The sequence below is a fragment of the Hahella sp. CCB-MM4 genome, from assembly GCF_002260525.1.
GTDB lineage: Bacteria > Pseudomonadota > Gammaproteobacteria > Pseudomonadales > Oleiphilaceae > Hahella.
Genome location: NZ_MRYI01000003.1, coordinates 1 through 23,539, shown reverse-complemented (window position 1 = coordinate 23,539; position 23,539 = coordinate 1). Strand labels below are relative to the sequence as shown.

Genomic DNA, 23,539 nt, shown 5'->3' with positions numbered 1-23,539 from the left:
GCTCATTTAGAGCCTGCGCAGATTACTTGATAACCTCCCTAATTGACGAAATTGAGTTTCAAAAAAGACCTTTTAGGCATTTGGCGTAGTGGCCTTAGAAGAACCGGTATAGGCCCTGAAGAGTTCGCAGTGAACACGGGCTCCAAGGTCTAAGAAATTCTGAGAAAGATTGTCGTGAAATACCTAACTTAGGTCGTGTCGTTCGAGGTTGATACTTTGAGTTTCTTCCTGTAATTACTTCTGTAACGTTTTGGGGAGTCTCTGAAGTATTTACCAAACACCTCATAAAATCTGCTCAAAGAAGAAAAGCCACTGGCAAATGCAATAGATGTTATATCGTCATCCGTTGTAATAAGTAACCTCTCAGCATGATGAACCCTGATACTGGTGATGCACTCCAGCAAGGACAAACCCATAACCTTCTTAAACAAACCCATTGCAAAGTTTTTATTCAATCCTATATTGCTGGTGATTTTTTCAATGGGCAGGTCATCCTGAAAATGCTCTGTGATATAGGCAACCATTCGGTAGGCTTGGTAACAAGCCTTCCGTTTTGCAATTACTGGCGTGGAAACCGTTTCAGTGTGGTTTTTGTATTGTGACAGTCTTCGAAGAATAAGCTTGAACTCTTCTAAAGCTATATCCTTCATAACACTTTCTTCCGCTCTGATGTCTTCAATCCGCTGTAGAAACTGTTGTAGATCAATCGCCCTCTTGACAGTCAGTCTAAACACCTTGCCGTACAAGAGTTCCAACTCGAAGTTCTTACACAATTGAAGGTCAATGGCCTGTAATATCGGAAATCTAATCTGGAGTAGGGATGCAGCATTGGTCATGTTCAATAATGTAGGATGATAGTCTTTGTGGCTCCATAACAATTCTCCGGCTTCTAAAGCAATGACAGATCTATCCGTTTGAAAATAGCAGCGTTCTTTGGTGACAATATCGATTTGGTGATATCTCTCCTGTTGGATATCAGTAGACGTCAAAGTGGATTCGGTAATGCTTTCCCCTAGTTTCGATAATCTGGTAATGCAATGGTCTGACTGTCCATCAGAACGTGAAGATGTTCCGTGAAGGTTTTTGATCTCCTTAATATCAAAATGTCCAGAACTTAACATTAATTACTACTCTTTTTGTTTAACGGAATTCTTGAGAGAACTTTCTGCGAGGAAGTGATATTTCATTCCCTGCTCAGTTCAACCGGTCGTTCCTGCATTCAAGTGGACTTTGTGGGTAACTGGTTTTCGATACGGTCTACTGATCACCAGAAAATAGCTCACAACTAGGCTGGTTTTATTTTTCCCGACCTTGTTTCCACGCTTGAACCAATTGGTCGTAGGGCACTGTTATGCCAGGAGGTTTTTCGTTTTTTAATTTGGGTTTGGGAGCGCCTGGTTGTTGTAGCCAGTAGCTCTCACCTTTTATTTCGTTGTCTCTTTTTAACCTGGGGCCGCATGTGGTGAGCTCTGCATTACGCTCAATGACAGCCAGGGATCGGTCTTGTCTTTCAGCGAGATGGTCCAGCGCTTCCCTAGGAGTCTTTTCTCCCGTCACGGCAGATGCAATTGTTTGCCACCAGTGCTTTGCGAGTTTTGGATAGTCCGGTACGTTCGGGCCTGTTGGTGTCCATGCTTTACGAGCAGGACTTAAATAAAACTCCAGCATTCCACCAAGTTTGGGGGCCATTTTTTGCATGATCGGTGATCGTAAATCTGACTCGCGAATTGGAGTTAAACCCACCAGAGTTTTCTTCAGGGAAACAGTTTTAGAGACGGTAAATTGGGCATACAGCCAAACGGCTTTTTGACGGGACGAGGTCATGTTTTTAGGAATGGTCCATGCTCCGACATCTTGGTAACCCAGTTTCATGCCCTCTTGCCAGTATGCGCCATGAGGTGAGGGTGCGACGCGCCATTTTGGCGTGCCGTCTTCATTGACAAAATCCAATCCCTTCTTAGTCATTTCCGGTATGTCCTGCGCATACCAGAAAATACGCTGAGCAATATTGCCCTTAATGTGAAGTGCCGCCGCCTCATCCTGATTCATCGTAATGGCGTCTGGAGGAGCGTAGTTCTTTAACCAGGATATGTATTTCTCTAACGCGTAGACTGCGGCTGGACTATTGGTAGCGCCTCCTCGTGCAACACTGGAACCTACTGGGTGGCAGCCATCTATGCGTATTCCCCATTCATCCACCGGTTTACCATTGGGGAGTCCGGAATCTCCCATCCCCGCCATAGAAAACCAGGCATCCGTGAAGCGCCATCCAAGAGATGGGTGACGTTGCCCGTAGTCGATATGCCCGTAGACTTTCTTTCCATCAATCTGTTTGACGTGATTGGTAAAGAAATCGGCAATATCCTCGTAGGCGGACCAGTTGATGGGGACACCCAGTTCATACCCATAAATCTTTTTAAACTGCTTTTTCAGTTCCGGGCGTTGAAACCAGTCATAACGAAACCAATATAGGTTGGCAAACTGTTGATCAGGCAGTTGATAAACCTTTCCATCGAGCCCGGTGACAAAGCTCATACCAATAAAGTCGTCAATATCCAATGTCGGCAGTGTGACATCCTTTCCTTCACCTTCCATGTAGTCATCTAAAGCCAGAATGTTTCCTGACCTTGAGTGATGGCCAATGTTGTCGGAGTCATTGATGAACGCATCATACCGATGCTGGTCAGAGATAAACTGTATCCATAGCTTCTGAACGACCATACCTTCAGGGTGAAGTTCATGGTTGACTTTGATTCCCGTGATTTCACCAAATGCTCTTGTCAACACATTCGATTCATATTGGTGTGTGGTAATCGGCTCGGAAATAACATTTAACTCCATCCCCCGATAGGGTTTTGAAGCAATGGCGAACCAGCTCAACTCTTCAATTTGCTCTCTTCGGCTTAAGGTCGAATCTTTAAATTCTGAGTCGACCCAGTGTTCGATGTTGGCTCGTTCCTCGGGGGTTAACTGGTCAACCAAAGCCGACTTGGCACTATAAGAGCTGACAAGAAGCAGGGCCGCGAAAATGCCTGAAACCGCATTAATTCTTATGTTCATCTATCGCACCACTGATATTTATATTTGTTTAGTGGTCGTCCTGACTAACCAAAATCCTCGAATATTGAATAGAGCGTTATCATTGATCTCTGTTCTGCAGAGGAAACAAGAGTTTTGTATCGGCTGACGCTCGTTCTAGATTCTGTAAAGTACTGGTTTTAGATTGCTGGAGAGAAAGGGAGCGCTATTCAAGCGCTCCCAGATGTGATCTATTGAGATACCATGAAAGGGGATGTATACATCCCAACGTTTTGAGCGGTTACCACCATGCAGTCAAACAGTTGTTTTTCGTTCTTTTCCTTGGTTTTACCGGTTCGAATGTAGTAATCAGCTTGCCGTACAGCGTCCTCAGAGAACACCGCGACAGGTTGGAGGACTGTGTATTCCATTTCCCCGGCTCTAATCGCGTCGATAGCATCAGGAGAACCATCAAAGCCGCCAACTTTGACTTGATTGAGCTTGCCTGCTTCCTTGAGTGCTGCTATGGCACCCAGAGCCATTTCATCATTCCCGCTGATAACTCCTGTGATGTTTGGGTTTGCTTGGAGCATAGACTGCATTTTGTTATACCCTTGGGTTCGGTCCCAGTTGGCGACCTCTTGTGCTACTTTTTTAAGGTCAGGGTATTGAGTCAGTACTGTTTCATATCCATTTGAACGGGTTGCCGCGTTGTTATCAGAAGGTGCGCCGAACAATTCAACGTAATTGCCTGAACCACCGACTTCCTGCACCCATTGTATTGCGCCCAAGGCTGCCCCCTGAGCGTTATTGGAAACCAACTGGGCTTTTGCCAATCCTTCCTGATTAATTTCAGCATTAATCAAGAAGACAGGTATACCTGCAGCAACTGCTTTTTTTACCGCACCAACGGATCCGTCAGCATTGGCTGGATCAAGAATGATCGCTTTTGCCTGGTTAGTGATTGCGGTATCGACCAAATTGCTTTCTGTATTGGTATCGCCTTTGTGTGCCGTAACAATGGCGTCGTAACCAAGTTTCACCGCAGTTTTTCGGGCGACTTCACCTTCAGTATGCCAGTATGGGTTTGAAGGGTCGTTCACGATGATTGAGATTAATCCATCCGCCCAGGCAGAGTTTGTAATAGCAGTGAATGCTATTGTTGCAGCAAGGAGACGTTTACATAGTTTCAACATGATATTACTCCGATATTTTTGTTTTAGAGAGTGTGCCGGTAACCGGCAGGTCCAATACCATCTGGAGGTTTAAGTCCAGAGTGTCATGGAAGTTCTGTGATTTTAGGTGCGTTTATTTCGCCCTCCGTATTGCAGGCTGTTCAGGAGTACTGCCAGGACTATCACCGCTCCTGTGAAGACGGTTTGCCAATAGGCTGACACACCGATGATGACTAGTCCGTCAGAGAGATAGCCGATTACAAACGCGCCAAGCAGGGTGCCTTTAACTGTCCCTCTACCACCAGTGAGGGCAGCTCCTCCGATCACGACTGCGGCAATGGCGGTCAATTCATAAGTAGTACCGGCAGTGGGACCGGCAGAGGTAAGCTGGGAGGACAGAACCAATCCTGCGATGGCAGCGCAGATCCCGGAGATGATGTAGACGGATATCTGTACTTTCATGGTGGGAACCCCGGAGAGATCAGCAGCACGTGCGTTTCCTCCAGAGGCATACAGCCAGCGGCCAAACGCGCTTCGACTCAGCACTAATCCCGTGATAATGGCGACCGTCAGCAGAATGATGACACCAATAGGAATTCCTCCAAGTCGGTTGAATCCCAGCCAATCAAATCCGGTATTCCCGAGTTCCGTTGCCCCAGCCAGCTTGTTGTATGTCAAACCGTTGGTCATCAACAACGCCACACCACGGGCGACATATAGTGTGCCGAGCGTAGCCACAAATGCCGGGACTCTGAAGCAAGCGATGAGAACTCCATTGATCGTACCAATGAAAGCTCCAAGTGCGCAGGTGAGTAGCACGACTGCCCATACAGGAGGGTAGAAAATAACGCCGAGCGTTTCGGATTCGACCCCCTGCATCAGGAAGCCGGCAAAGACACCGCAAAGACCAAGTGTTGATCCCACGGACAAGTCAATGCCGCCGTTAAGAATGACCATCAACATTCCGATTGCAAGTAAACCGAAAATCGCCACATGAGATGACATGATCAGGAAATTGTTAACTGTGAAGTAATTCGGAGATAACAACGAAAAACTGATGATGATGGCAACAAGGGCAAAGAATGCACGCCCTTCAAGAAGTATTCGTGCGAAGTTGAGTTTGGTTCGGTGTTTTTCCATTGGCTGTATGGTCATGGTTGGGGATGAAACGGACATAATCTGGGCTCCGAAATATCACTGATTCTAATGGGCAACGGACTCGCCTGAAGCTGCCATAATGGCTTCTTTGGAGGCGCTGGAATTAAATTCGCCGGCAATACGTCCTTTACTCAGGACAATAATGCGATGCGCTATGCTTAGACATTCACCTACCTCGGAAGTGGAATAGATTACAGAAAGTCCGGCCCTGGCTCGTTCGGCGAGTAGCTTGAACACCTCTGCTTTAGCGCCTATGTCAATTCCGCGACTTGGTTCATCCAGTAAAATCACCTTAGGATTAGTGGCGAGCATTTTTCCGATCACCACTTTTTGCTGGTTGCCTCCTGAGAGAGAACCTATTTCAGCTGTGTCGCTTGCCGTTTTAACGGTGACATCCTTAATCATTCGGTCAATGAGGCTTTGTTCCGCTTTTGTTGAGGTGAGCAACTTACTGGTAAATGCACTAATGCTGGCAAGGGAGAGGTTTTTTCCTACCGACATGGTCTGTACCAGGCCGTCTCGTTGACGGTCTTCTGGCACCAGGACAAGACCGGCGTCAATTCGCTGGGCAATCGTCAGCTTGGAAATATCATGCTCATGCAAGACGATAGTTCCGCAGGAAGGTTTGAGGCGTCCGGCGATGCATTCCATTAACTCGGTTCTGCCGGAACCCATCAGTCCATACAAGCAGACAACTTCTCCTTCACGTACATCCAGAGATAACTCGTCGACAACATTGAAATCGTTGCCTGACTGGTCTGGGATGCATAGAGATTTTATCGACAGAGAGGTTTTACCGAAGTCATATCCAGCAGGTGGAGATCCAAGGTCAAATCCTTCTCCCACCATATGACGAACGATCCATTCCAGATCGATATCCTGACGCTCTGCATAAGCGGTCATAGTGCCGTCCCGTAGAACTACAGCATGATCCGTAATTTGCAGGGCTTCTTCCAGGTGGTGGGAAATATAAACGATCGAAACCCCTCGAGAGGTGAGATCCCGAATGATTTTAAACAATACCTCTACTTCAGAGGCACTCAATGCCGAGGTAGGTTCATCCATAATCAGAATGCGGGCGTTAACGGATAGAGCCCGGGCTATTTCGACGATCTGCTGCTGCCCCAGGCGAAGGTCTTCGACAGGAGTGAGTGGATCGATGTCCTCTTCCAGTTCCTTCATCAACTCGCGTGTTTGTCTTTCTTCCTCCGAAAAATTGACTCCTGTAGCCGTCATGATTTCGCGCCCCATGAAAATGTTGTCGCGGACAGAAAGATTCGGAGCGAGACTCAGCTCCTGGTGAATAATGGATATTCCCAGATCGCGAGATTCAGAGGGGGAGGCAAAGTTGATTGGCTGCCCATCCAGAATGATTTTTCCTGAAGTAGGGGAAATGACGCCGGACAAAATTTTCATCAAGGTGGACTTCCCAGCGCCATTTTCGCCAAACAAGGTGGTGACACTTCCCCGATAAATATCGAAGTTAACGCCTTTTAGGGCATGGGTATTGCCATAGCTCTTGGCAATATTACGTGCCGCTAAAACCACCTCTGGTTCAACATTGATGTTAATCGCGGTATTCATTTCAGTTCCAACCTCACAGGAGTCACAAGCCAGTTTTTCGGGTTAATCAGCTTGAACACGCCAACAACTCTCACGCTCTTGCCGCTGAGGTCAGACGTGTCAATAGAATCTAGAACGGCGGATTTCATTGCCCTGTTTAGAGCGGCTCCCGCGTCTTGATATTCGATCTGGTTTGTAAACTGTCCGAACTTTATGGAGCCGGTGGCATCGCGCAGGTCAGTACCATTGATGGCTGGCCCTGTCTGAACGCGTAGTTGGTAACCTTCGGGCCAGCCTTCGACAAATATTGAATATATGCCTGATTTGCCGTTCCCAACGACGCCTCTGAATGAGACCGGTATGACGGGACCAACACCTGCGGCGACTCCATAGCGTTCAGCCGCAGCTTTCTTGTCTTGCTCTATAGCCTCAAGCACTTCTCGTGCAGGTACCGCATTCTCAAGAACAAAACTTTGAATTTCAGGAAAAGTGCGCTTTGCGAAAGCCTCGGGTGAGAATGACTGTTCCCGGACATCTTCTTCCGAGCCTATCCTGACAACTTTGGTATCCAGAGCGATCGCTGCAAAAACGAGAATGGCTGTCAGAGAGCTGATAACCATTCGACGATGTGGTTTCGGTGGTTGTCGTAACGTCATTTCATTTTGCATATTCATATCCATTAGCTTTTCGACCAAATATCAAGAGTCCATTGGCCACATCAGGAGTGGAAAGATTCCTGTGGCGGTTGATGGGGTCTGGATGGTTAGGGGGTCGAAATGAAAGTCTTGCATCAGAAACGGGAAATCGATGGTCCCCCAGTTGCGAATGCTGGTAGGGGCTTTCCATCAAGGAAAGCTGAGATAGGGCCCGTAAACGAATAACGCCTACATCAGGGCTGGTGATTATTTGTCGCATTTTTATTTTTTCTCTGCTTCAGGCCGGATAACTGGTTGCTTCTCAAAACTGCTTTCAGGAGAGGGCTTCCAGCTCCGGGTGATACACAAAGTGATAATTTCACACCAACGGGTATTTCTAAAATCTGCCAAATAAACGCCATTGTCAATGAAAAATATTGCATGAATAGAAAAAAATATCTTTCTCTTGGTTGTTAATTATCCAGAGAAGAATCGTCATTTCACTCAATGAGAGATGAGTGAGGTGTAGGAATCTGGACGCCTGAGATGCAGTGGCTTTATGAGGAGTAAAAGTATAAAAAACAAATATATATGGTTGTCTATTGGCTGCTTTTTGGAGTTTGGTCGCGTTGGTTGAAACCCCTTCTGAAGAGGGCCTCTGACAAGATATAGTGAAAGATGAAGACGGAATTTCAGGTTGACAGAATGTGTTGAAATGAAATAAGTTTCTAAACAAGAAAAAAATATCAAGATATCTGTGGGCATTATGATAACAACAAGAAAGTTCCTTCATCGCCTCATTAGAGCGACGAGAGCTACAATAGGAGAATCCATTACCGATAGTTGTGGCTTGGGCTGCAGGCCGCGAATGGAGGGCTCCTATGAGTAGTACAGACGTTCTGATTGGAATTGATGCCGGGACCTCAGTAATCAAGTCTGTTGCTTTTGATCTTAAAGGGCGGCAGATCGCTGTTGCTTCGATTCGAAACCAGTATCAGTCGGATGCTGACGGGGCGGCTACTCAGGATATGGAAAGAACCTGGCAGGACTGCGCGCGCTCATTGCGGGCTCTGGCCGAGGAGGTGCCGGGACTTGCTGAGCGCACTCTCGGAATATCGGTCACGGCCCAGGGTGACGGTACTTGGCTCGTCGGCAAAGATAATCAACCGGTCACAGACGCTTGGCTTTGGCTGGATGCTCGCTCCGCTCCCACTGTAAGAGACTTGAACAAATCAGAGAACTCCCGTGCTCGCTTCGAGTCTACCGGTACTGGACTGAACAGTTGTCAACAGGGAAGTCAATTAGCGCATATGTCCAGATATGCGCCGGAGCTATTGAAGGCAACCGACTGCGCTCTTCACTGTAAAGATTGGCTTTACCTTAATCTCACCGGTGTCCGAGCAACCGACCCGTCTGAAGCGAGTTTTACCTTTGGAGACTTTCGAACCCGCCAGTATAGCGATCTGGTAATTGATGCGCTGGAACTGTCTGCCTACCGTTCGTTGTTGCCGGATATTATTGATGGATCAGATATTACTCACCCGTTATCCGTAACAGCCAGTAGATTGACTGGCTTGAAGGCTGGAACTCCCGTTACGCTGGCTTATGTTGACATGGTTATGACAGCGCTTGGAGCTGGTGTCCATACCGGAATGGATAACGCCGCCTGTTCGGTTATAGGTTCCACCGGGGTGCATATGCGTTCAGTCGAAGCGGAAAATGTCTACCTGAATTCGGAGGGAACTGGCTATGTTATTGCGCTTCCGGTCAGAAACCGGGTGACTCAGGTACAGACGAATATGGCGGCTACATTAAATCTCGATTGGCTGCTAAATATTGCGGAAGATATTTTGTCATCTGAAGGTTTGGCCTCCTCCCACAATAGCCTGGTGTCAAATGTGGATCAGTGGCTGCAACAGTCGCAGCCGGGGCAACTTTTGTACCATCCCTACATTTCTGCCGCCGGAGAAAGAGGGCCCTTTGTTGATGCCCAGGCTCGAGCCAGTTTCATCGGGCTCTCATATAGGCACCGATTCCATGATCTGGTACGAGCCGTTGTCGAAGGCTTGGGAATGGCTGTGCGCGATTGTTATCAGGCAATGGGACCTATTCCGCAAGAGTTACGTTTAACCGGTGGAGCAGCACGCTCTGTAGAACTGAGGTCGATTCTCGCTGCTTGTGTTGGTGCTCCGGTCAGAATTTCCTCTCGCTTGGAGGCTGGTGCGGCGGGGGCTGCGATGATGAGTGCAGTTGCCAATGGGGTTTATCAGTCGATGGAAGATTGTATTGCTGACTGGGTGACTCCGTTGCTCGGCGATAAAGAGTGCGCCGATGAACACTTGGTAAACCGTTATACCCAACTGTATGAGGCTTATGTCGAAACTCGAACCTCTCTCGCCAGAATTTGGGAGAAGTTCTCTTAATTCTAATCAATCCAGCAGGTTGTTAAAACGCGTTGGCGAAGCAGCCGAAGCAAGGCAAAAGAACGAAATTGCGGAGTTGAAAAAGGGTCATTGAGCACTTTTAGGCAGTTTTTAACGACGCAGTGGCGACTCAGGTAGTTCTATACATGCCTGCTGGATGCTTATCCCACATTTAACCCTAACGGGCCAGAATCAAACCCTGGTCTTATGAAAGCAGGAGCTCAGAAATGAAAGAAGAGCCTTTGGTAGACTTATTTGTTATCGGCGGGGGGATCAATGGTGCAGGAATTGCCCGGGATGCCGCTGGGCGAGGACTCTCGGTCGTATTGTGTGAAAAGGACGACCTTGCCCAGGGAACCTCATCGAGATCAGGGAAGCTGGTTCACGGCGGACTTCGATATTTGGAGTATTACGAGTTTCGCCTCGTACGGGAGGCGTTAATTGAACGGGAGGTTCTGATGAACTCGGCCAGCCATATAATCTGGCCGATGCGCTTTGTGCTTCCTCATAGTAAGGAAGATCGACCGGCCTGGCTGGTCCGCATGGGGTTGTTCCTCTACGATCACCTTGGTGGCCGAAAGAAGCTGCCAGGTACCCGGACCCTGGATATGAAACGCGACCCTGAGGGTGCTCCCATCAAGGAGCTGTACCGGCGGGGCTTTGAGTATTCAGACTGCTGGGTGGATGACTCCCGGCTGGTGATTCTCAATGCCGTTGACGCCGCCGAGCGCGGTGCGAAGGTTTTGACCCGTACGCAATGTATTGCGGCGCGGCGGGATAAGGGGAGCTGGGTGGTCACCACACGGAATGAGCTTAACGGAAATGAGCAGGTTTATCGGGCCAAAGTGCTTGTAAACGCTGCTGGCCCCTGGGTGCGTCAGGTTATCGACGATGTTGCTGATTCAACGAGCGCTAGGAATGTGCGCCTGGTAAAGGGATCCCATATTATCGTTCCTAAATTCTGGCAGGGACAGCAGGCCTATCTGGTGCAAAACAGGGATAAGCGGGTGATCTTTATCAATCCTTATGAAGGTGACAAGGCTTTGATCGGCACCACTGATATTCCCTACGAGGGCCGGATAGAAAACGTTAAGGCGGAAGAAAGTGAAATTGAATACTTGTTAGATGCTGTGAATCGGTACTTTAAGGAACAGCTTCGTCGAAGCGATGTGATTGATAGTTTTTCCGGGGTGCGTCCGCTGTTTGATGATGGCAACGGTAACCCTTCTGCGGTCACCCGCGACTATGTATTTGACCTTGATGAGACAGAAGGGGTTCCTTTATTGAATGTCTTCGGCGGAAAGATCACAACTTTTCGCAAGCTCTCAGAACACGCTCTTCAAAGACTCATTAAACTTTTCCCTAAAATGGGACCGGACTGGACCAGCGGAACTCCGTTACCAGGAGGAGATATTCCCAATGCGGATTTTGTGCAGTTCCAGGAGCATTTACGCAAGGAGTTCAGCTGGCTACCCCGATCGTTGTTAAACCACTACGGTCGCCTATACGGAACGCGCACCCATCATATCATCGGTCAGGCGAGTTCAGTAAAAGCCCTTGGACGGCACTTTGGCTCAAACCTCTATGAAAATGAGGTTCGTTATCTGGTGGATAATGAGTGGGCTATTTCCGTAGAGGATATTCTGCAGCGGCGTACCAAAGAGGGGCTTCATCTTACCCCGGAACAAAAGGTCAATTTTACTGTTTGGTTTTCCGAGCAGTTTCCGCAAAAGGATAAGTCGCCTATTTCCGCTGTATCCTGAAGAGTAGGAGTGAGTTGATATGCCGTTGTCATTAGGCCTGAATACAAATCCCTTAGTAAACCGGTTTGCAGAACCTGACGATCTGATTGATACCGTCGCCCGGGATATCAAAATCCGGGACCTGCAGCTAACGCATGAATTTATCAATCCGGCCTGGCCCTCTTCCGTGATTGGGCGTCTTTCACGTCAGATGAAAGCTGCGCTAGCCCGTACCGGAGTCAGGATCACCTCTGGCATGACCGGCCCTTATGGGAGGCTTAATCACTTTGGTCATCCAGATCCGGAAGTGCGTCGCTACTATGTCGAGTGGTTTAAAATATTTGCGGATATTATTGCTGACCTGGGCGGGCGGGCGATAGGCACACAGTTCGCTATCATGACCTACCGGGATTATAAGGATTTGAACCGCCGGGAGTCTCTGGTAAATGTGGCTATCGATTGCTGGGGTGAAGTGGCTGAATATGCAAAGTCGGCCGGACTGGAGTATTTGTTCTGGGAACCGATGAGTGTTGGAAGGGAGTTTGGGGAAACCATTGAAGCTAGTCTCAGCTTGCAAACCAGAATCTCTGAAACTCCAATGGCGATACCTATGTGGATGATGGCGGACATCGATCACGGCGACGTGACTTCTGAAAATCCCGACGACTATGACCCTTACGCATGGGCACGAGCTGTACCTCGATATTCGCCTATCATTCACATTAAACAGAGTCTTATGGAGAAAGGTGGTCATCGACCTTTTACGTCTGAATATAACGCTGAAGGTAGAATTCAGCCCCCACCGCTACTTGAGGCGTTGAGGGCAGGTGGCGCAAGTGACAATGAAATTTGCCTTGAACTGAGCTTCAAGGAACGAGAACCTACAGATCGGCAGGTGGTTGAACAAATTGCTGAAAGTGTGGCGTTCTGGGCGCCTTATATCGATACTGGTGAGAAGTATCTCAATTATTGATCCTTTTGTAGTCTGTTGATAATCAGGTTCAGTGGGGTAATATCCGCGTCAACGCAATCGTTATGGGTCGAAACAATATGGAACGACTGGAATCTCTGGTGGACAGTGAAGAATCTACTGCACTCAGGGCGGCTTGGCTTCACTACGTTGGCGGCCTGACTCAGGCTGCTGTGGCCAAACGCCTCGGCTTAACTTCTCTGAAAACCCATCGACTGATAGCCAAGGCCGTGGCCGAAGGTGCGGTTAAGGTATCAATTGATGGGGATATTACTCAGTGTGTTTCCCTGGAGCATCAATTGGTTGGAGCCTATGGGCTAGATTACTGCCAAGTAGCTCCTGACTTGGGGGAAGAAGGTATTCCTCTGCGAACATTGGGGCAGGCTGGTGCTCGATTTTTGCGTCAACAGTTATCCGGCAAGCACGCGATGACCATCGGAATTTCACTGGGCCGCACACTTTCAGCGTCAATCGCCCAATTGCCACGAATGGAAGCTCCGAATGTTCGGTTTGTTTCATTGCTGGGTGGACTAACCCGTGACTTTGCTGTTAATCGATATGATGTGCTTCACTGGATTGCGGAAAAGACCGGTGCCCCTTCCTACACCATGCCGGTTCCGTTGTTGGCCAACTCCGTTGAGGATCGGGAAGTACTGCTTGCCCAGCGCGGGGTTAAAGAAATATTTACAATGGCAGAGCATGCCGATCTCAAGCTGTTGGGAATTGGTACGGTAGACTCAGCTGCCCAGCTGGTGGCTTCAGGCACGATCAAGCCTGAGGAAATTGGTGAGATAGCGGCTGCAGGTGGTATCGGTGAAGCTTCGGGCCATTTTTTTGACGCCAATGGCAATATACTTAAGACCTCGCTGGCTGCCAGAACACTCTCTACTTCATTCATGAAGGAAAGAATCGGACAAGTGGTCGCTGTAGCCGGGGGAGCCACAAAGGTTAGTGCCATACGGGCTGTTTTAAAAAGCGGTGTGCTAACTGGGTTAATCACTGATGAGTGTACTGCCGTCGCTCTGCTGCAATAATCTTTTTGAGTACTCCTTATCCTTTAAAAACTCAACCAATGCCAGGTTAAATACCTGGCATTGGTGCTTTAGTTGTCTATTAAAGAATGGATTGGCCTGTTGCAGCCCAGTCGCGTTCAAACTGAGCCAGTCCTTTCTCTGTTAATACATGATCTGCCAAGCTTCTGATAACCGCTGGGGGAATCGTTGCCACATCTGCGCCAGCAAGAGCAGCGGCTTTAACGTGGTTTGCTGATCGTATTGAAGCGGCCAATATTTGAGTGTCGAAACCATAGTTGTCATAAATGGTGCGTATATCCCTGATCAGGTCCATACCCTCAATATTGATATCATCCAGCCGGCCAAGAAAGGGCGATATATAAGTCGCGCCGGCTTTGGCTGCCAGCAGGGCTTGGTTGGCTGAAAAGCAGAGTGTCACGTTGGTTTTGATGCCTTTCTGGCTGAAGTATCGGCAGGCTTTAAGACCTTCCAGAGTTAGTGGCAGCTTGATCACTACGTTATTGGCAATGGAAGCCAGATGTTCGCCTTCTGCGATCATATTGTCATACTGGGTTGAGGCCACTTCCGCTGATACGGGACCCTCGAGCAGTGCGCAGATCTCGGCGACCACCTCGATAAAATTTCTTCCTGATTTTGCCACCAGGCTCGGGTTGGTGGTAACACCATCCAGTAGCCCATAGGAATTGAGTTCTTCTATGTCGCTCACAATGGCGGTGTCTGCAAAAAATTTCATGCTATATATCCTCTATCTTGGTGAATATGTGATTTACTTGAACTCCAGTAGCTCATGCGCTTTCTGGATTAATGCGTCTGTAGTGATTCCAAACTTCCGATAAAGCACATCCGCGGGAGCCGAGGCACCAAACCCATCCAGCCCTATCACATCGTCTTCGCTCTGCACATAACGGGTCCAGCCGAACTTGCCGGCAGCCTCCACAGCGATGCGAGGGGCGGTTCCCAATACTGTCGCGCGATATTCAGCGGGTTGTTGCTCAAAGAGTTCCCAGCAGGGCATGGAAACTACTGCCACACCTATTCCTTCGTTGTTTAATGCTTCGGCTGCTTCCACTGCCATCGCGACTTCCGTTCCAGTCGCTAAAATTGTTAGATCCCGTTTATCGCCAAGCTCTCGAATGATGTAAGCGCCGTGTTTACAAAGGTTATCTGGTCCGTCATCAGTTCTGAGTTGCGGGACCCCTTGTCGCGACAGCGCCAATAACGAAGGTGTGCTGCGGCTGCGTATAGCAATTTCCCAGCATTCCAGGGTTTCAACCGCATCTGCGGGACGAAATGTGTTCAGGTTTGGAATCGCGCGAAGTGAGGCGAGGTGTTCAATCGGCTGATGTGTGGGGCCGTCTTCTCCTAGACCGATGCTATCGTGTGTCATCACATAAATGGTGCCGACTCCCATTAAGGCAGAGAGTCGAATTGCGTTCCGTGCGTAATCAGAAAACACCAGAAAGGTTCCGCCATAAGGAATAACTCCGCCGTGGACGGAAAGCCCATTCATGGCCGCTGCCATACCAAATTCTCTCACGCCATAGCTGATATACCTGCCGGCCTGATGTCGAACGAACCGACTCTCAAGAGTTTCTACCCAAGTCAGGTTGGAACCGGTCAGGTCTGCTGACCCTCCTACCAGTTCTGGTATTGCTGATGCTATAACTTCCAGCGCCATTTGACTGGCCTTGCGGGTGGCGACTTTTTGGGGATGATCGAACAGCGCTTTTCGTGCCTGCTCTATTTGCTTTGTGAACTCCTGGGGAATGTCTCCTCGCATACGTCTCAAAAATTCATTCTTTACATCGGCCGGGCTGTTAGACAGGCGCTTTTCCCAGTTCAGTCGCTCACTTCGGCCTTGTTGACCGATTTCCCGCCACTGATGTAACAAATCTTCAGGGATCGCGAAGGGTTCAGAGGTCCAGCCAAGGGCGGCTTTGCTGAGAGCCGCTTCCTCAGATCCTAAAGGTGCGCCATGAGACGCACTGGAGCCAGACTTGTTTGGAGAGCCAAAACCGATCACTGTTTTCAGTGCGATCAGAGATGGGCTATCCGAATGTTGTTTAGCTTCTATCAAAGCTTGATCAATGGCGGTGGCGTCATGACCATCGCACTGTTGCACATGCCATCCGCAACTCTTGAAACGATTGGGAATATCTTCAGAGAAGGAGACAGAGGTAGGGCCGTCAATGGTAATATCATTGTCGTCATACAAAACGACCAATTTCCCCAGGCCTAAATGGCCGGCCAGACTGATGGCCTCCTGGCCGATACCTTCCTGAAGGCAACCGTCTCCCAAAAACACATAGGTATAGTGATCTACCAGTTTTTCTCCAAACTCTTGAGCAAGCAGTCGTTCCGCTAGTGCCATGCCGACTGCGCCTGCAAACCCCTGACCTAACGGACCTGTTGTGGTTTCCACTCCGGGGGTGTGGAGATACTCAGGATGACCGGCTGTAAGAGAGCCCCATTGTCTGAACTGTCGAAGCTGATCCTGCGTGACGGACTCATAGCCTGTTAAATATAACAGGCTATATAACAACATTGAGGCGTGCCCATTTGACAAAACCAGGCGATCCCTGTCGTGCCAGTTCGGATTGGCAGCATCAAACTTTAGGTGCTTTCGGTATAGGACAGTTGCGGCATCAGCCATTCCCATAGGGGCTCCTGGGTGGCCGGATTTAGCTGCCTCTACTGCATCAATAGATAAGGCACGGATGCAATTTGCCAGAGCAAAATTCTGCGGATGCAATGCGCCTTTGGTTTTCACCATATCAGATATAGACATTTTTTTATCCTTGTTAGTGATCTGGCTATTTACTGTAAATGTAACATTTAAAAATATCAATATCACACAATAAAAGTTGTTTATGATTCGTTTTGGTGTTAAAACTATACTTGAATAATTCTTATGAGATAGCCGGAGAGGCAGAGGCCAATGAAGCGAGACGAGCGCCGACAATTGATTCTTGAGTTGCTGGCAGATCAAGGGGCAGTTGAAGTTGAAGAGCTGGCGCACCGATATGCGGTGTCCAAAATGACGGTGCATCGGGACCTGGATGAGCTGGAGCAGGCGGGATTACTACGCAAAGTTCGCGGCGGTGCGACGATCGAAGCAGGAATGCAGTTTGAAAGTGACTTCAGGTTCCGTGAACGTCAGGGGCATGAGGAAAAAGAACTGATTGCACGTCGTGCCATGGAGCTTATAGAACCAGGGATGACGATCATGATTAACGATGGCTCAACAGCTGCAGCTCTTGGCGAAATGCTTCCTGAGAAACGCCCTCTAACAGTCATAACAAACAATGCCGCGATTATTGATCGGCTCCGTCAGGAAAGTGGGATTAAGTTGATTGCGTTGGGGGGAGAGTACTCCGCTAAGTTCAATGGCTACTTTGGGGTGTTGACAGAACAGAGCCTCGAAAATCTGCGGGCAGACATTGCATTCATATCCAGTCCTGCGGTTTCCGGGAGCCAGGCCTTTCACATGGATGATGACGTAATACGAAGCAAAAGGGCGATGTTGAAAGGATCGGTAAAGTCCTGCCTGTTGATCAGCCATCAGCGCTTTGGCCATGTCGCTCTGCATGTATTGGCCAACCTTGAAGAATTCGATGCTGTTATCACGGATTGTTCGCCTGGAGATGAAGTATTTAACGAACTGACTCAGTCAGGAATCCACCTGACCATTGCTGGAAAAGAGGAGTAATTGATGTCCACAGCCAATATCTGGATCGGCACCAGTTGGAAGATGAACAAAACTCTTAATGAGGCACTGCAATTCGCTGATGGGCTCAGAGAAGTTGACGCAACGGCGGATGACAGGATTCAACGATTTGTCATTCCTCCTTTTACCGCCGCCCGGGAAGTAAAGAAAGTATTGGCGGGTACCAGCGTAAAAGTCGGAGCACAAAACATGCACTGGGCTGATAGCGGTGCTTGGACCGGTGAAATCTCTCCCGTGATGCTCAAGGATTGTCAGTTGGATATTGTCGAGCTTGGCCATTCGGAGCGTCGGGAACACTTTGGTGAGACGGATTATACCGTAGGCCTTAAAACTGAAGCAGCAGTACGTCATGGCTTTATTCCCTTGATCTGTGTTGGTGAAACGTTGGAAGAACGGGACAACGGCCAAGCGTCAGCAGTTCTTCAAGCTCAGGTTCAGGGAGCGCTTCAGTTCTTGGATAAATCCCTCGTAGAGGCTCCATTGTTATTCGCTTACGAGCCGGTTTGGGCGATCGGGGATAAAGGAATACCCGCAACCGCGGAGTATGCAGAGGCCAGGCATCGCGATATCGGATACTTTTCGCAAGCGATACTAGGACGACGAGTGCCTTGCCTTTACGGAGGGTCGGTCAATCCAGACAACTGTGAAGAATTAGTCTCATGTGAACACATTGATGGGCTCTTTATAGGCCGATCAGCTTGGCAGTTAGAGGGGTATCTAGAAATACTCCAAAAGTGCGCCGCTGTGATTTGAGAACAATCAGACATAAACATTAAAGAGGTGAGCTGATATGAAAGTTGCTGTAGCAGGTGATAGTGCAGGAGAAGCGTTGGCCCAGATTCTAAGTGAGCATCTGAAAGGTCGGTATGATGTTGAAAATATCTCTCGCAGTTCGGAAGGGCAAGATATGTTTTACGCCAATCTCTCTGATCGTGTGGCATCGACTATACTGGATGGCACCTATGATCGTGCTATTCTGGTTTGTGGTACTGGGATAGGTGTTTGCATCGCCGCCAATAAAGTGCCGGGAATTCGGGCCGCGTTGACGCACGACACATATTCGGCGGTTCGAGCAGCCCTGTCAAATAACGCACAAATCATTACGATGGGGGCACGGGTCATTGGTGCTGAATTGGCGAAAGCCATCGCTGATGAGTTCCTGCAAAAGACTTTTGACGAACATGGGCGTTCTGCCGGGAACGTGAACGCGATAAACCTGGTAGATGCTAAGTATCGTCCTGTCTCGTCTGATAATAAAGGAGCTGTCTGAGTATCTTGTGAGATCTCGAGATGAAACGAATCAGGAGAACTATTCGCTATCGGCCGGGCAATTTCTGTCATAGGCAATATAGGCCCGGCTTGAAGCTGTCATTTTGGATACGATTTATTACTAATCTTCCAGGTCACCTATTACAGTGAATGGAAAGCGGGTCTGCAGCTGTAGGGTTGACCATTATAGCAAGACCACCTAGTCTCTAAATTGATATTAAAATTTAAGGATGACGCAGTATCAACGGCGAGAGGCGAGGGAAGCTAAAGGCCTGTACGTTGAGAAATTGGTAAAGAGTCTGATGCTTCAAGATTAGTGAATTGACGAACTGTTCAATTCAGGGATCATTATTTGGTTTCTGATTAAGCATGAGAGCTGAGGTGTAACCTATGAAGATTGCATCCAAAGTTATTACCAGCGTCGTGATAGTTGCAACTTTTGCAGCTTTTTGTACAGCATTAATATCAAATCGATACTCCTCGAAGGCGATGGAGGAATCTCTATTAAAAGCGCGCCAGAATCAATTGGTTTCTTTGCGTGACGTGACAAAGCAGTTACTTAATCAATACTTCAGTTCACTAGAAAATCAGCTTATCAACATGGCTCAGTCTGAGATTTTCTCTGATGCCACTCAGTTTTTTTCTTTTTCTTTTTCTTTTTCTTTTTCTTTTAAAGCGTATTCTTTTTTTGTTGGACGCAAGAATAGGGACCGTCAGAAAGCATTAGTTGGCCAGTTTCGAGTCCAGTAATCTCGGAGATAGGTTTGTAGTGGATCATACTCTTGAAAACGGCTGTGGAAGCAGTCATAGAATTTACCGTGGACACAGCCGGGCGCGCGCTCTAGGAGGGAGTATGCGCGCTAGGCTCCTTATTGCGTTTACGCTTACCCTTACCGTTTCATTTGCTTGGGGGAAGTCTGCGGAAGAGTGGATTAATGATGAATTCACCATATCGACTCTAAGTAAGAAGGAACAGCTGGAAGAGCTTGAATGGTTCCGTCGTGCAGCAGAGCCCTTCAAGGGGATGGAAATTTATGTCGTTTCGGAACCTATAGATACGCACCGGTATGAAGCCAATGTGCTCGCTAAAGCTTTTGAAGATATTACAGGAATAAAAGTCTCGCACGAAATAACAAGTGAAGATGACGTGGTCCGTAAACTTCTGTCTCAGATTGAGACCAGCCTCAATATCTATGATGCCTTTATCAGTGACTCCGACCTGATTGGTGCCCATGTACGCAGCGGAGCCATCTATCCCATTACGGATTACATTCGCGGAGAAGGGAAGGAGGTGACGCTACCTTCTCTCGATTTGAATGATTTTATTGGGCTGCCATTTACAACCGGACCGGATGGGAAAGTGTATCAGTTGCCCGACCAGCAATTTCCGAGTGTGTATTGGTATCGTCATGACTGGTTTACTCGTCCAGATTTTCAAGAACGTTTTCGTAAATTGTATGGCTATGAGTTAGGAGTTCCTCTCAACTGGACTGCCTATGAAGATATCGCGGAATTTTTCACAGTGCATGTCAGGGAAATTGATGGGGAGCGAGTATGGGGGCATATGGATTACGCCCTGAATAGTCCGGCATTGGGGTGGAGAATATCCGATGCATGGCTGTCTATGGCAGGAATGGGAGATGTTGGGTTACCCAACGGAAAGCCGGTAGACGATTGGGGGATTCGAGTCTCAGGGTGCCGGCCGGTTGGGGCGAGCATCGAAAGAGGAGGGGCCTTAGACAGCCCGGCGGCAATCTATGCGATAAAAAAATTTGTTGATTGGCTGAGATTCGCTCCGCCGGAAGCAAGACAATTGACCGATGCTGCTATGGGCCGGTGGGCTGCAAGTGGAAAGATTGCTCAGCAGATATTTTGGTATACGGCTTATATTGCGCAAGTGACAGACCCGGAGCTTCCTATTGTTAATGAGGATGGGACCCCGAAATGGCGTATAGCACCATCCCCTTTGGGAGCCTATTGGGACTCAGGAATGAAATCCGGCTATCAAGATGCAGGATCCTGGACATTGACCAAAAACACGCCTGTGGATAGGCGTAAAGCCGCATGGCTATACGCACAATTTACCGTTTCAAAAACCGTGTCTCTAAAAAAGACAATGGTCGGCTTGACCCCCATAAGACTGTCTGACATCAACTCCACTGAAATGACGGAAAGGGCTCCTTACCTGGGCGGATTTGTGGAGTTCTACCGCTCCAGAGCAAGGAATTACTGGACACCAACCGGCACAAACGTACCGAATTATGCAAAATTATCGCCTTTATGGTGGAAGCATATATCACTGGCAGTAGAAGGTAAGCAGTCAGTAGAGCAAGTTATGTCGAATTTGGCACAATCCATGGATCGGGAAATGGCGGTAATAGCACAGGAAGAGCCAGGACCCTGCAGCCCGAAACTGAATAATAAAGCAGATAAGGGGTTTTGGATTAGTCTTCCCGGGGCTCCCAAGCCTAAGCGTAACGAAAACCCTCCGGGGAGAACCATGAGTTATGAACAAGCCATCAAGGCCTGGCAGTAAGGCAGCCTTAATTGCTAGTGTCATGCTTTTAGTCATGGCATCCATAGGTAAGCCTCGGGCTGAACAACCCCTACTTCATATCCTGGCATATCACCAGCCGCCCTACATGGAGCAAAAGAATAACAAGCCTGTGGGTCTTGCGATCGACATTTTGAATTCTTTATTAATGAGGGCAAATATAAATTACGATTTAGCATTTCACCCTCCCAAAAGAGCTTATCAATATACCCGCTTCCATATCGACCATTGCGTACTTGCCATCGAAAGATCGCAGGAAAGAGAAGCGCAGTTTCTTTGGGTCAGTCCAATTCTGGTGACTCGGCATGCATTTTATTCCCGACCGAGCAGAAACGGTGTCATTCGATCAATAGATGATGCCAAGAATCTACGGATAGGCAGCTACCTGGGGAGTGGTGCGGGAGAATACCTGGAACACTACGGATTTAAAGTTGAGCTGACAACATCGAACGATCTCAATATTAAGAAACTTATACGTAAACGACTGGATCTCTGGGCGAGCGATACAATTTCAGCTGATATTTTGATTAGGGAAAATGGCTTGTCTCTGAGACGTGAGCTTGTGTTTCTGACGACCCTTAGAGCATTGGCCTGCAATAAGGGCACAAGTCCGGACTTGGTAAAACGCATGCAGTCGGAGTTGAAAGAGATGTACAGGAATGGTGTGATTAGCGAGATATATAGTTCTTATATTGATAAAAAGAACGAAAACTGGCTTTTATACAAATAGGCTCAAACCATAAGCAGCATTTACGCAATAATATACTGATGGTTTGTATGAGGGAAAGACATCCTATTGTATTTAAAAAGGAAATGTCTTGTTATTAGATTTGGACAACTTATGCTTATCGCTACACCAGCCCTCACGCCCTTTGTAGGGGCGGACCTTGTGTCCGCCCACCGGGTTTGCAGGCAATCGAGGAGATTCAGCAGGAGAAAGTGTTTTTCCTGCCCAAGGGTCGATACAATATCGTCATTGAAACATGGAACGTGGTTTCCTTAGGGAAAGCTATTATTTGCTCGCTATTGAGAAAGACGCTTTCCCTTATGGAATGGCACTTAATTTGCCTGTGTAGAGGGATTTACTATGGATTTTTACGGGGCTTGTTCTAAGCTCGACCCTAAGCGTTTTAAGGCTTTTGTCGCAGTGGTCGAAGAGGGGAGTTATTCCTGCGCTGCATCCAAGGCTGCAATGACGGTAAGCTGCATTAGTCAGCACATCACATCCATTGAAGATGCTCTGGGCACAACAATTTTCAGCAGGACTCCTACGGGCTGCCGTCTAACAAACTCCGGTAGGCGTTTTTTAGAGTTTATAAGAAGTTATAACGATCTAGTCGTGAATTTATATGAGGATATATCTGATCAGGAAAGCTGTCTTCAAGGTATAATAAAATATGCCTTGCCCCATAGTCATATATTCAGCCCCCACTTTTTTTCTCTATTGAACCTTAAGTCAACGAGTTTAGATATTGAACTCGACATTGAGTTTGCCTCGAACTCAGAGATAATAAAGCTAGTTCTAGAGTCGAATGTAGATTTCGGGCTCGTTACCGAGCCATTAGAAATGGAGTCGCTAGGTTTTAATTTAATTGGGCGGGAGGAATATGTACTCGTATGCTCTGGACGGCATAAAATACAAGTTTCAAATAAAAATAATATACTAAGCCAAGCCTTCGTAACTTACCCTGAAATAGATCAACTTATAAACTGCTGGATGAAGCATAACTACACTCCATTATACGATGTGGATACTCGCTCTTTGAGTAATGTCTCTGCTAGAGTCAATAGCGTAGTTGGTGCTGTCGTTATGGTGTCTGAGGGAGTTGGAATATCTATATTTCCAAAACACTTAATAAAAAGCTATCTGGATAAAGAAGTATTAATAGAGTTGAATAGTGATCACTCTCTATTGAATAGGCCTATATATCTTGTTTATCGTAAGAGCTCACATCAAGCTGAGTGGGTGTTTCATATGGTTGATATCCTTTCTAATGACGCAATAAATGCGCAAGCTACCCCTAATGACTTGACCTTTCAAAAAATGTATTTATAAGAGGTGGAAGGTGTGTGAGCGAATTGCCCTCCACTTACTAATTCTATCTGGCTAGGGGCATCGCCTTAAGGCCATGTATGCGAACTAGGGAGACTCTGAATAACTCCCCAAATCAGTCATAATACGGCCAAGCTAACTCATCAGGAATACTTTCCATGGAACAGATGACCTTCTCCGAAGCCGAATACCAGAATAAGAAGCGTAAAACCCGTCGG

19 protein-coding genes are annotated in these 23,539 nt (G+C 47.8%); 11 read left to right on the top strand and 8 right to left on the bottom strand.

The genetic code is table 11. The annotated features are described in order from the left end of the window. Positions 1-188: 188 nt before the first annotated feature. From BTA51_RS07245 to BTA51_RS07220, 6 genes are all read right to left on the bottom strand, one after another. Positions 189-1,121 (bottom strand): helix-turn-helix domain-containing protein, encoded by a 933-nt coding sequence (locus tag BTA51_RS07245; protein ID WP_094706782.1) that lies wholly within the window; start codon positions 1,119-1,121, stop codon positions 189-191. A 175-nt stretch (positions 1,122-1,296) separates the two neighbouring features. Continuing rightward, complete coding sequence (locus tag BTA51_RS07240) at positions 1,297-3,060, bottom strand: extracellular solute-binding protein (protein WP_094706781.1); 1,764 nt, start codon at positions 3,058-3,060, stop codon at positions 1,297-1,299. Between the two features lie 209 nt (positions 3,061-3,269). Further along, positions 3,270-4,214 carry a D-ribose ABC transporter substrate-binding protein gene (locus tag BTA51_RS07235; RefSeq protein ID WP_094706780.1) on the bottom strand — a complete coding sequence of 315 codons (945 nt, stop codon included), beginning with the start codon at positions 4,212-4,214 and terminating at the stop codon, positions 3,270-3,272. 102 nt (positions 4,215-4,316) lie between these two features. Continuing rightward, positions 4,317-5,369: an ABC transporter permease gene (locus BTA51_RS07230; RefSeq protein ID WP_094706779.1), complete on the bottom strand. Its 1,053-nt coding sequence runs from the start codon at positions 5,367-5,369 to the stop codon at positions 4,317-4,319. A gap of 27 nt (positions 5,370-5,396) precedes the next feature. Beyond that, complete coding sequence (locus BTA51_RS07225) at positions 5,397-6,935, bottom strand: sugar ABC transporter ATP-binding protein (RefSeq protein ID WP_094706778.1); 1,539 nt, start codon at positions 6,933-6,935, stop codon at positions 5,397-5,399. Next, complete coding sequence (locus tag BTA51_RS07220; RefSeq protein ID WP_246840961.1) at positions 6,932-7,582, bottom strand: DUF2291 family protein; 651 nt, start codon at positions 7,580-7,582, stop codon at positions 6,932-6,934. The genes BTA51_RS07225 and BTA51_RS07220 overlap by 4 nt, the downstream gene beginning before the upstream one ends. Before the next feature lie 848 nt (positions 7,583-8,430). On the opposite strand from BTA51_RS07220, the gene BTA51_RS07215 reads away from it, so the two are divergent. From BTA51_RS07215 to BTA51_RS07200, 4 genes are all read left to right on the top strand, one after another. Then, on the top strand, positions 8,431-9,972 hold the full coding sequence (locus BTA51_RS07215) for an FGGY-family carbohydrate kinase (RefSeq protein ID WP_094706777.1): 1,542 nt from the start codon (positions 8,431-8,433) through the stop codon (positions 9,970-9,972). 227 nt (positions 9,973-10,199) lie between these two features. Continuing rightward, entirely contained in the window at positions 10,200-11,735 is a 1,536-nt protein-coding gene (locus BTA51_RS07210; protein ID WP_094706776.1) for a glycerol-3-phosphate dehydrogenase, read from the top strand. A gap of 19 nt (positions 11,736-11,754) precedes the next feature. Continuing rightward, positions 11,755-12,687, top strand: a complete 933-nt coding sequence (locus tag BTA51_RS07205) for a sugar phosphate isomerase/epimerase (protein WP_094706775.1) — start codon at positions 11,755-11,757, stop codon at positions 12,685-12,687. Between the two features lie 77 nt (positions 12,688-12,764). Next, positions 12,765-13,718, top strand: coding sequence for a sugar-binding transcriptional regulator (locus BTA51_RS07200; RefSeq protein WP_210404783.1), 954 nt, complete (start codon positions 12,765-12,767; stop codon positions 13,716-13,718). Between the two features lie 79 nt (positions 13,719-13,797). Here BTA51_RS07200 and fsa read toward each other — a convergent pair whose 3' ends face one another. Both fsa and tkt read right to left on the bottom strand, forming a co-directional pair. Further along, positions 13,798-14,451, bottom strand: coding sequence for a fructose-6-phosphate aldolase (gene fsa, locus BTA51_RS07195; RefSeq protein WP_094706774.1), 654 nt, complete (start codon positions 14,449-14,451; stop codon positions 13,798-13,800). A 33-nt stretch (positions 14,452-14,484) separates the two neighbouring features. Then, on the bottom strand, positions 14,485-16,506 hold the full coding sequence (gene tkt, locus BTA51_RS07190) for a transketolase (RefSeq protein WP_246840960.1): 2,022 nt from the start codon (positions 16,504-16,506) through the stop codon (positions 14,485-14,487). A 150-nt stretch (positions 16,507-16,656) separates the two neighbouring features. On the opposite strand from tkt, the gene BTA51_RS07185 reads away from it, so the two are divergent. The 7 genes from BTA51_RS07185 (at position 16,657) to BTA51_RS07155 (ending at position 23,324) form a co-directional block, all read left to right on the top strand. Next, complete coding sequence (locus BTA51_RS07185; protein WP_094706773.1) at positions 16,657-17,427, top strand: DeoR/GlpR family DNA-binding transcription regulator; 771 nt, start codon at positions 16,657-16,659, stop codon at positions 17,425-17,427. 3 nt (positions 17,428-17,430) lie between these two features. Continuing rightward, the gene (locus tag BTA51_RS07180; RefSeq protein ID WP_094706772.1) at positions 17,431-18,198 is read left to right on the top strand and encodes a triose-phosphate isomerase; all 768 of its coding nucleotides are present in this window, start codon (positions 17,431-17,433) and stop codon (positions 18,196-18,198) included. Between the two features lie 37 nt (positions 18,199-18,235). Further along, a complete protein-coding gene (locus BTA51_RS07175; protein WP_094706771.1) occupies positions 18,236-18,715 on the top strand; it encodes an RpiB/LacA/LacB family sugar-phosphate isomerase in 480 nt (159 codons plus the stop codon). Positions 18,716-19,104: 389 nt separating this feature from the next. After that, the gene (locus tag BTA51_RS07170; protein WP_094706770.1) at positions 19,105-19,464 is read left to right on the top strand and encodes a hypothetical protein; all 360 of its coding nucleotides are present in this window, start codon (positions 19,105-19,107) and stop codon (positions 19,462-19,464) included. 103 nt (positions 19,465-19,567) lie between these two features. Continuing rightward, positions 19,568-21,250 (top strand): ABC transporter substrate-binding protein, encoded by a 1,683-nt coding sequence (locus BTA51_RS07165; protein ID WP_094706769.1) that lies wholly within the window; start codon positions 19,568-19,570, stop codon positions 21,248-21,250. Then, positions 21,222-21,998: an ABC transporter substrate-binding protein gene (locus BTA51_RS07160; protein WP_094706768.1), complete on the top strand. Its 777-nt coding sequence runs from the start codon at positions 21,222-21,224 to the stop codon at positions 21,996-21,998. Before BTA51_RS07165 ends, BTA51_RS07160 begins: the two co-directional genes overlap by 29 nt. A 357-nt stretch (positions 21,999-22,355) precedes the next feature. Continuing rightward, on the top strand, positions 22,356-23,324 hold the full coding sequence (locus BTA51_RS07155; RefSeq protein WP_094706767.1) for a LysR family transcriptional regulator: 969 nt from the start codon (positions 22,356-22,358) through the stop codon (positions 23,322-23,324). The last annotated feature ends 215 nt before the right edge of the window (positions 23,325-23,539 follow it).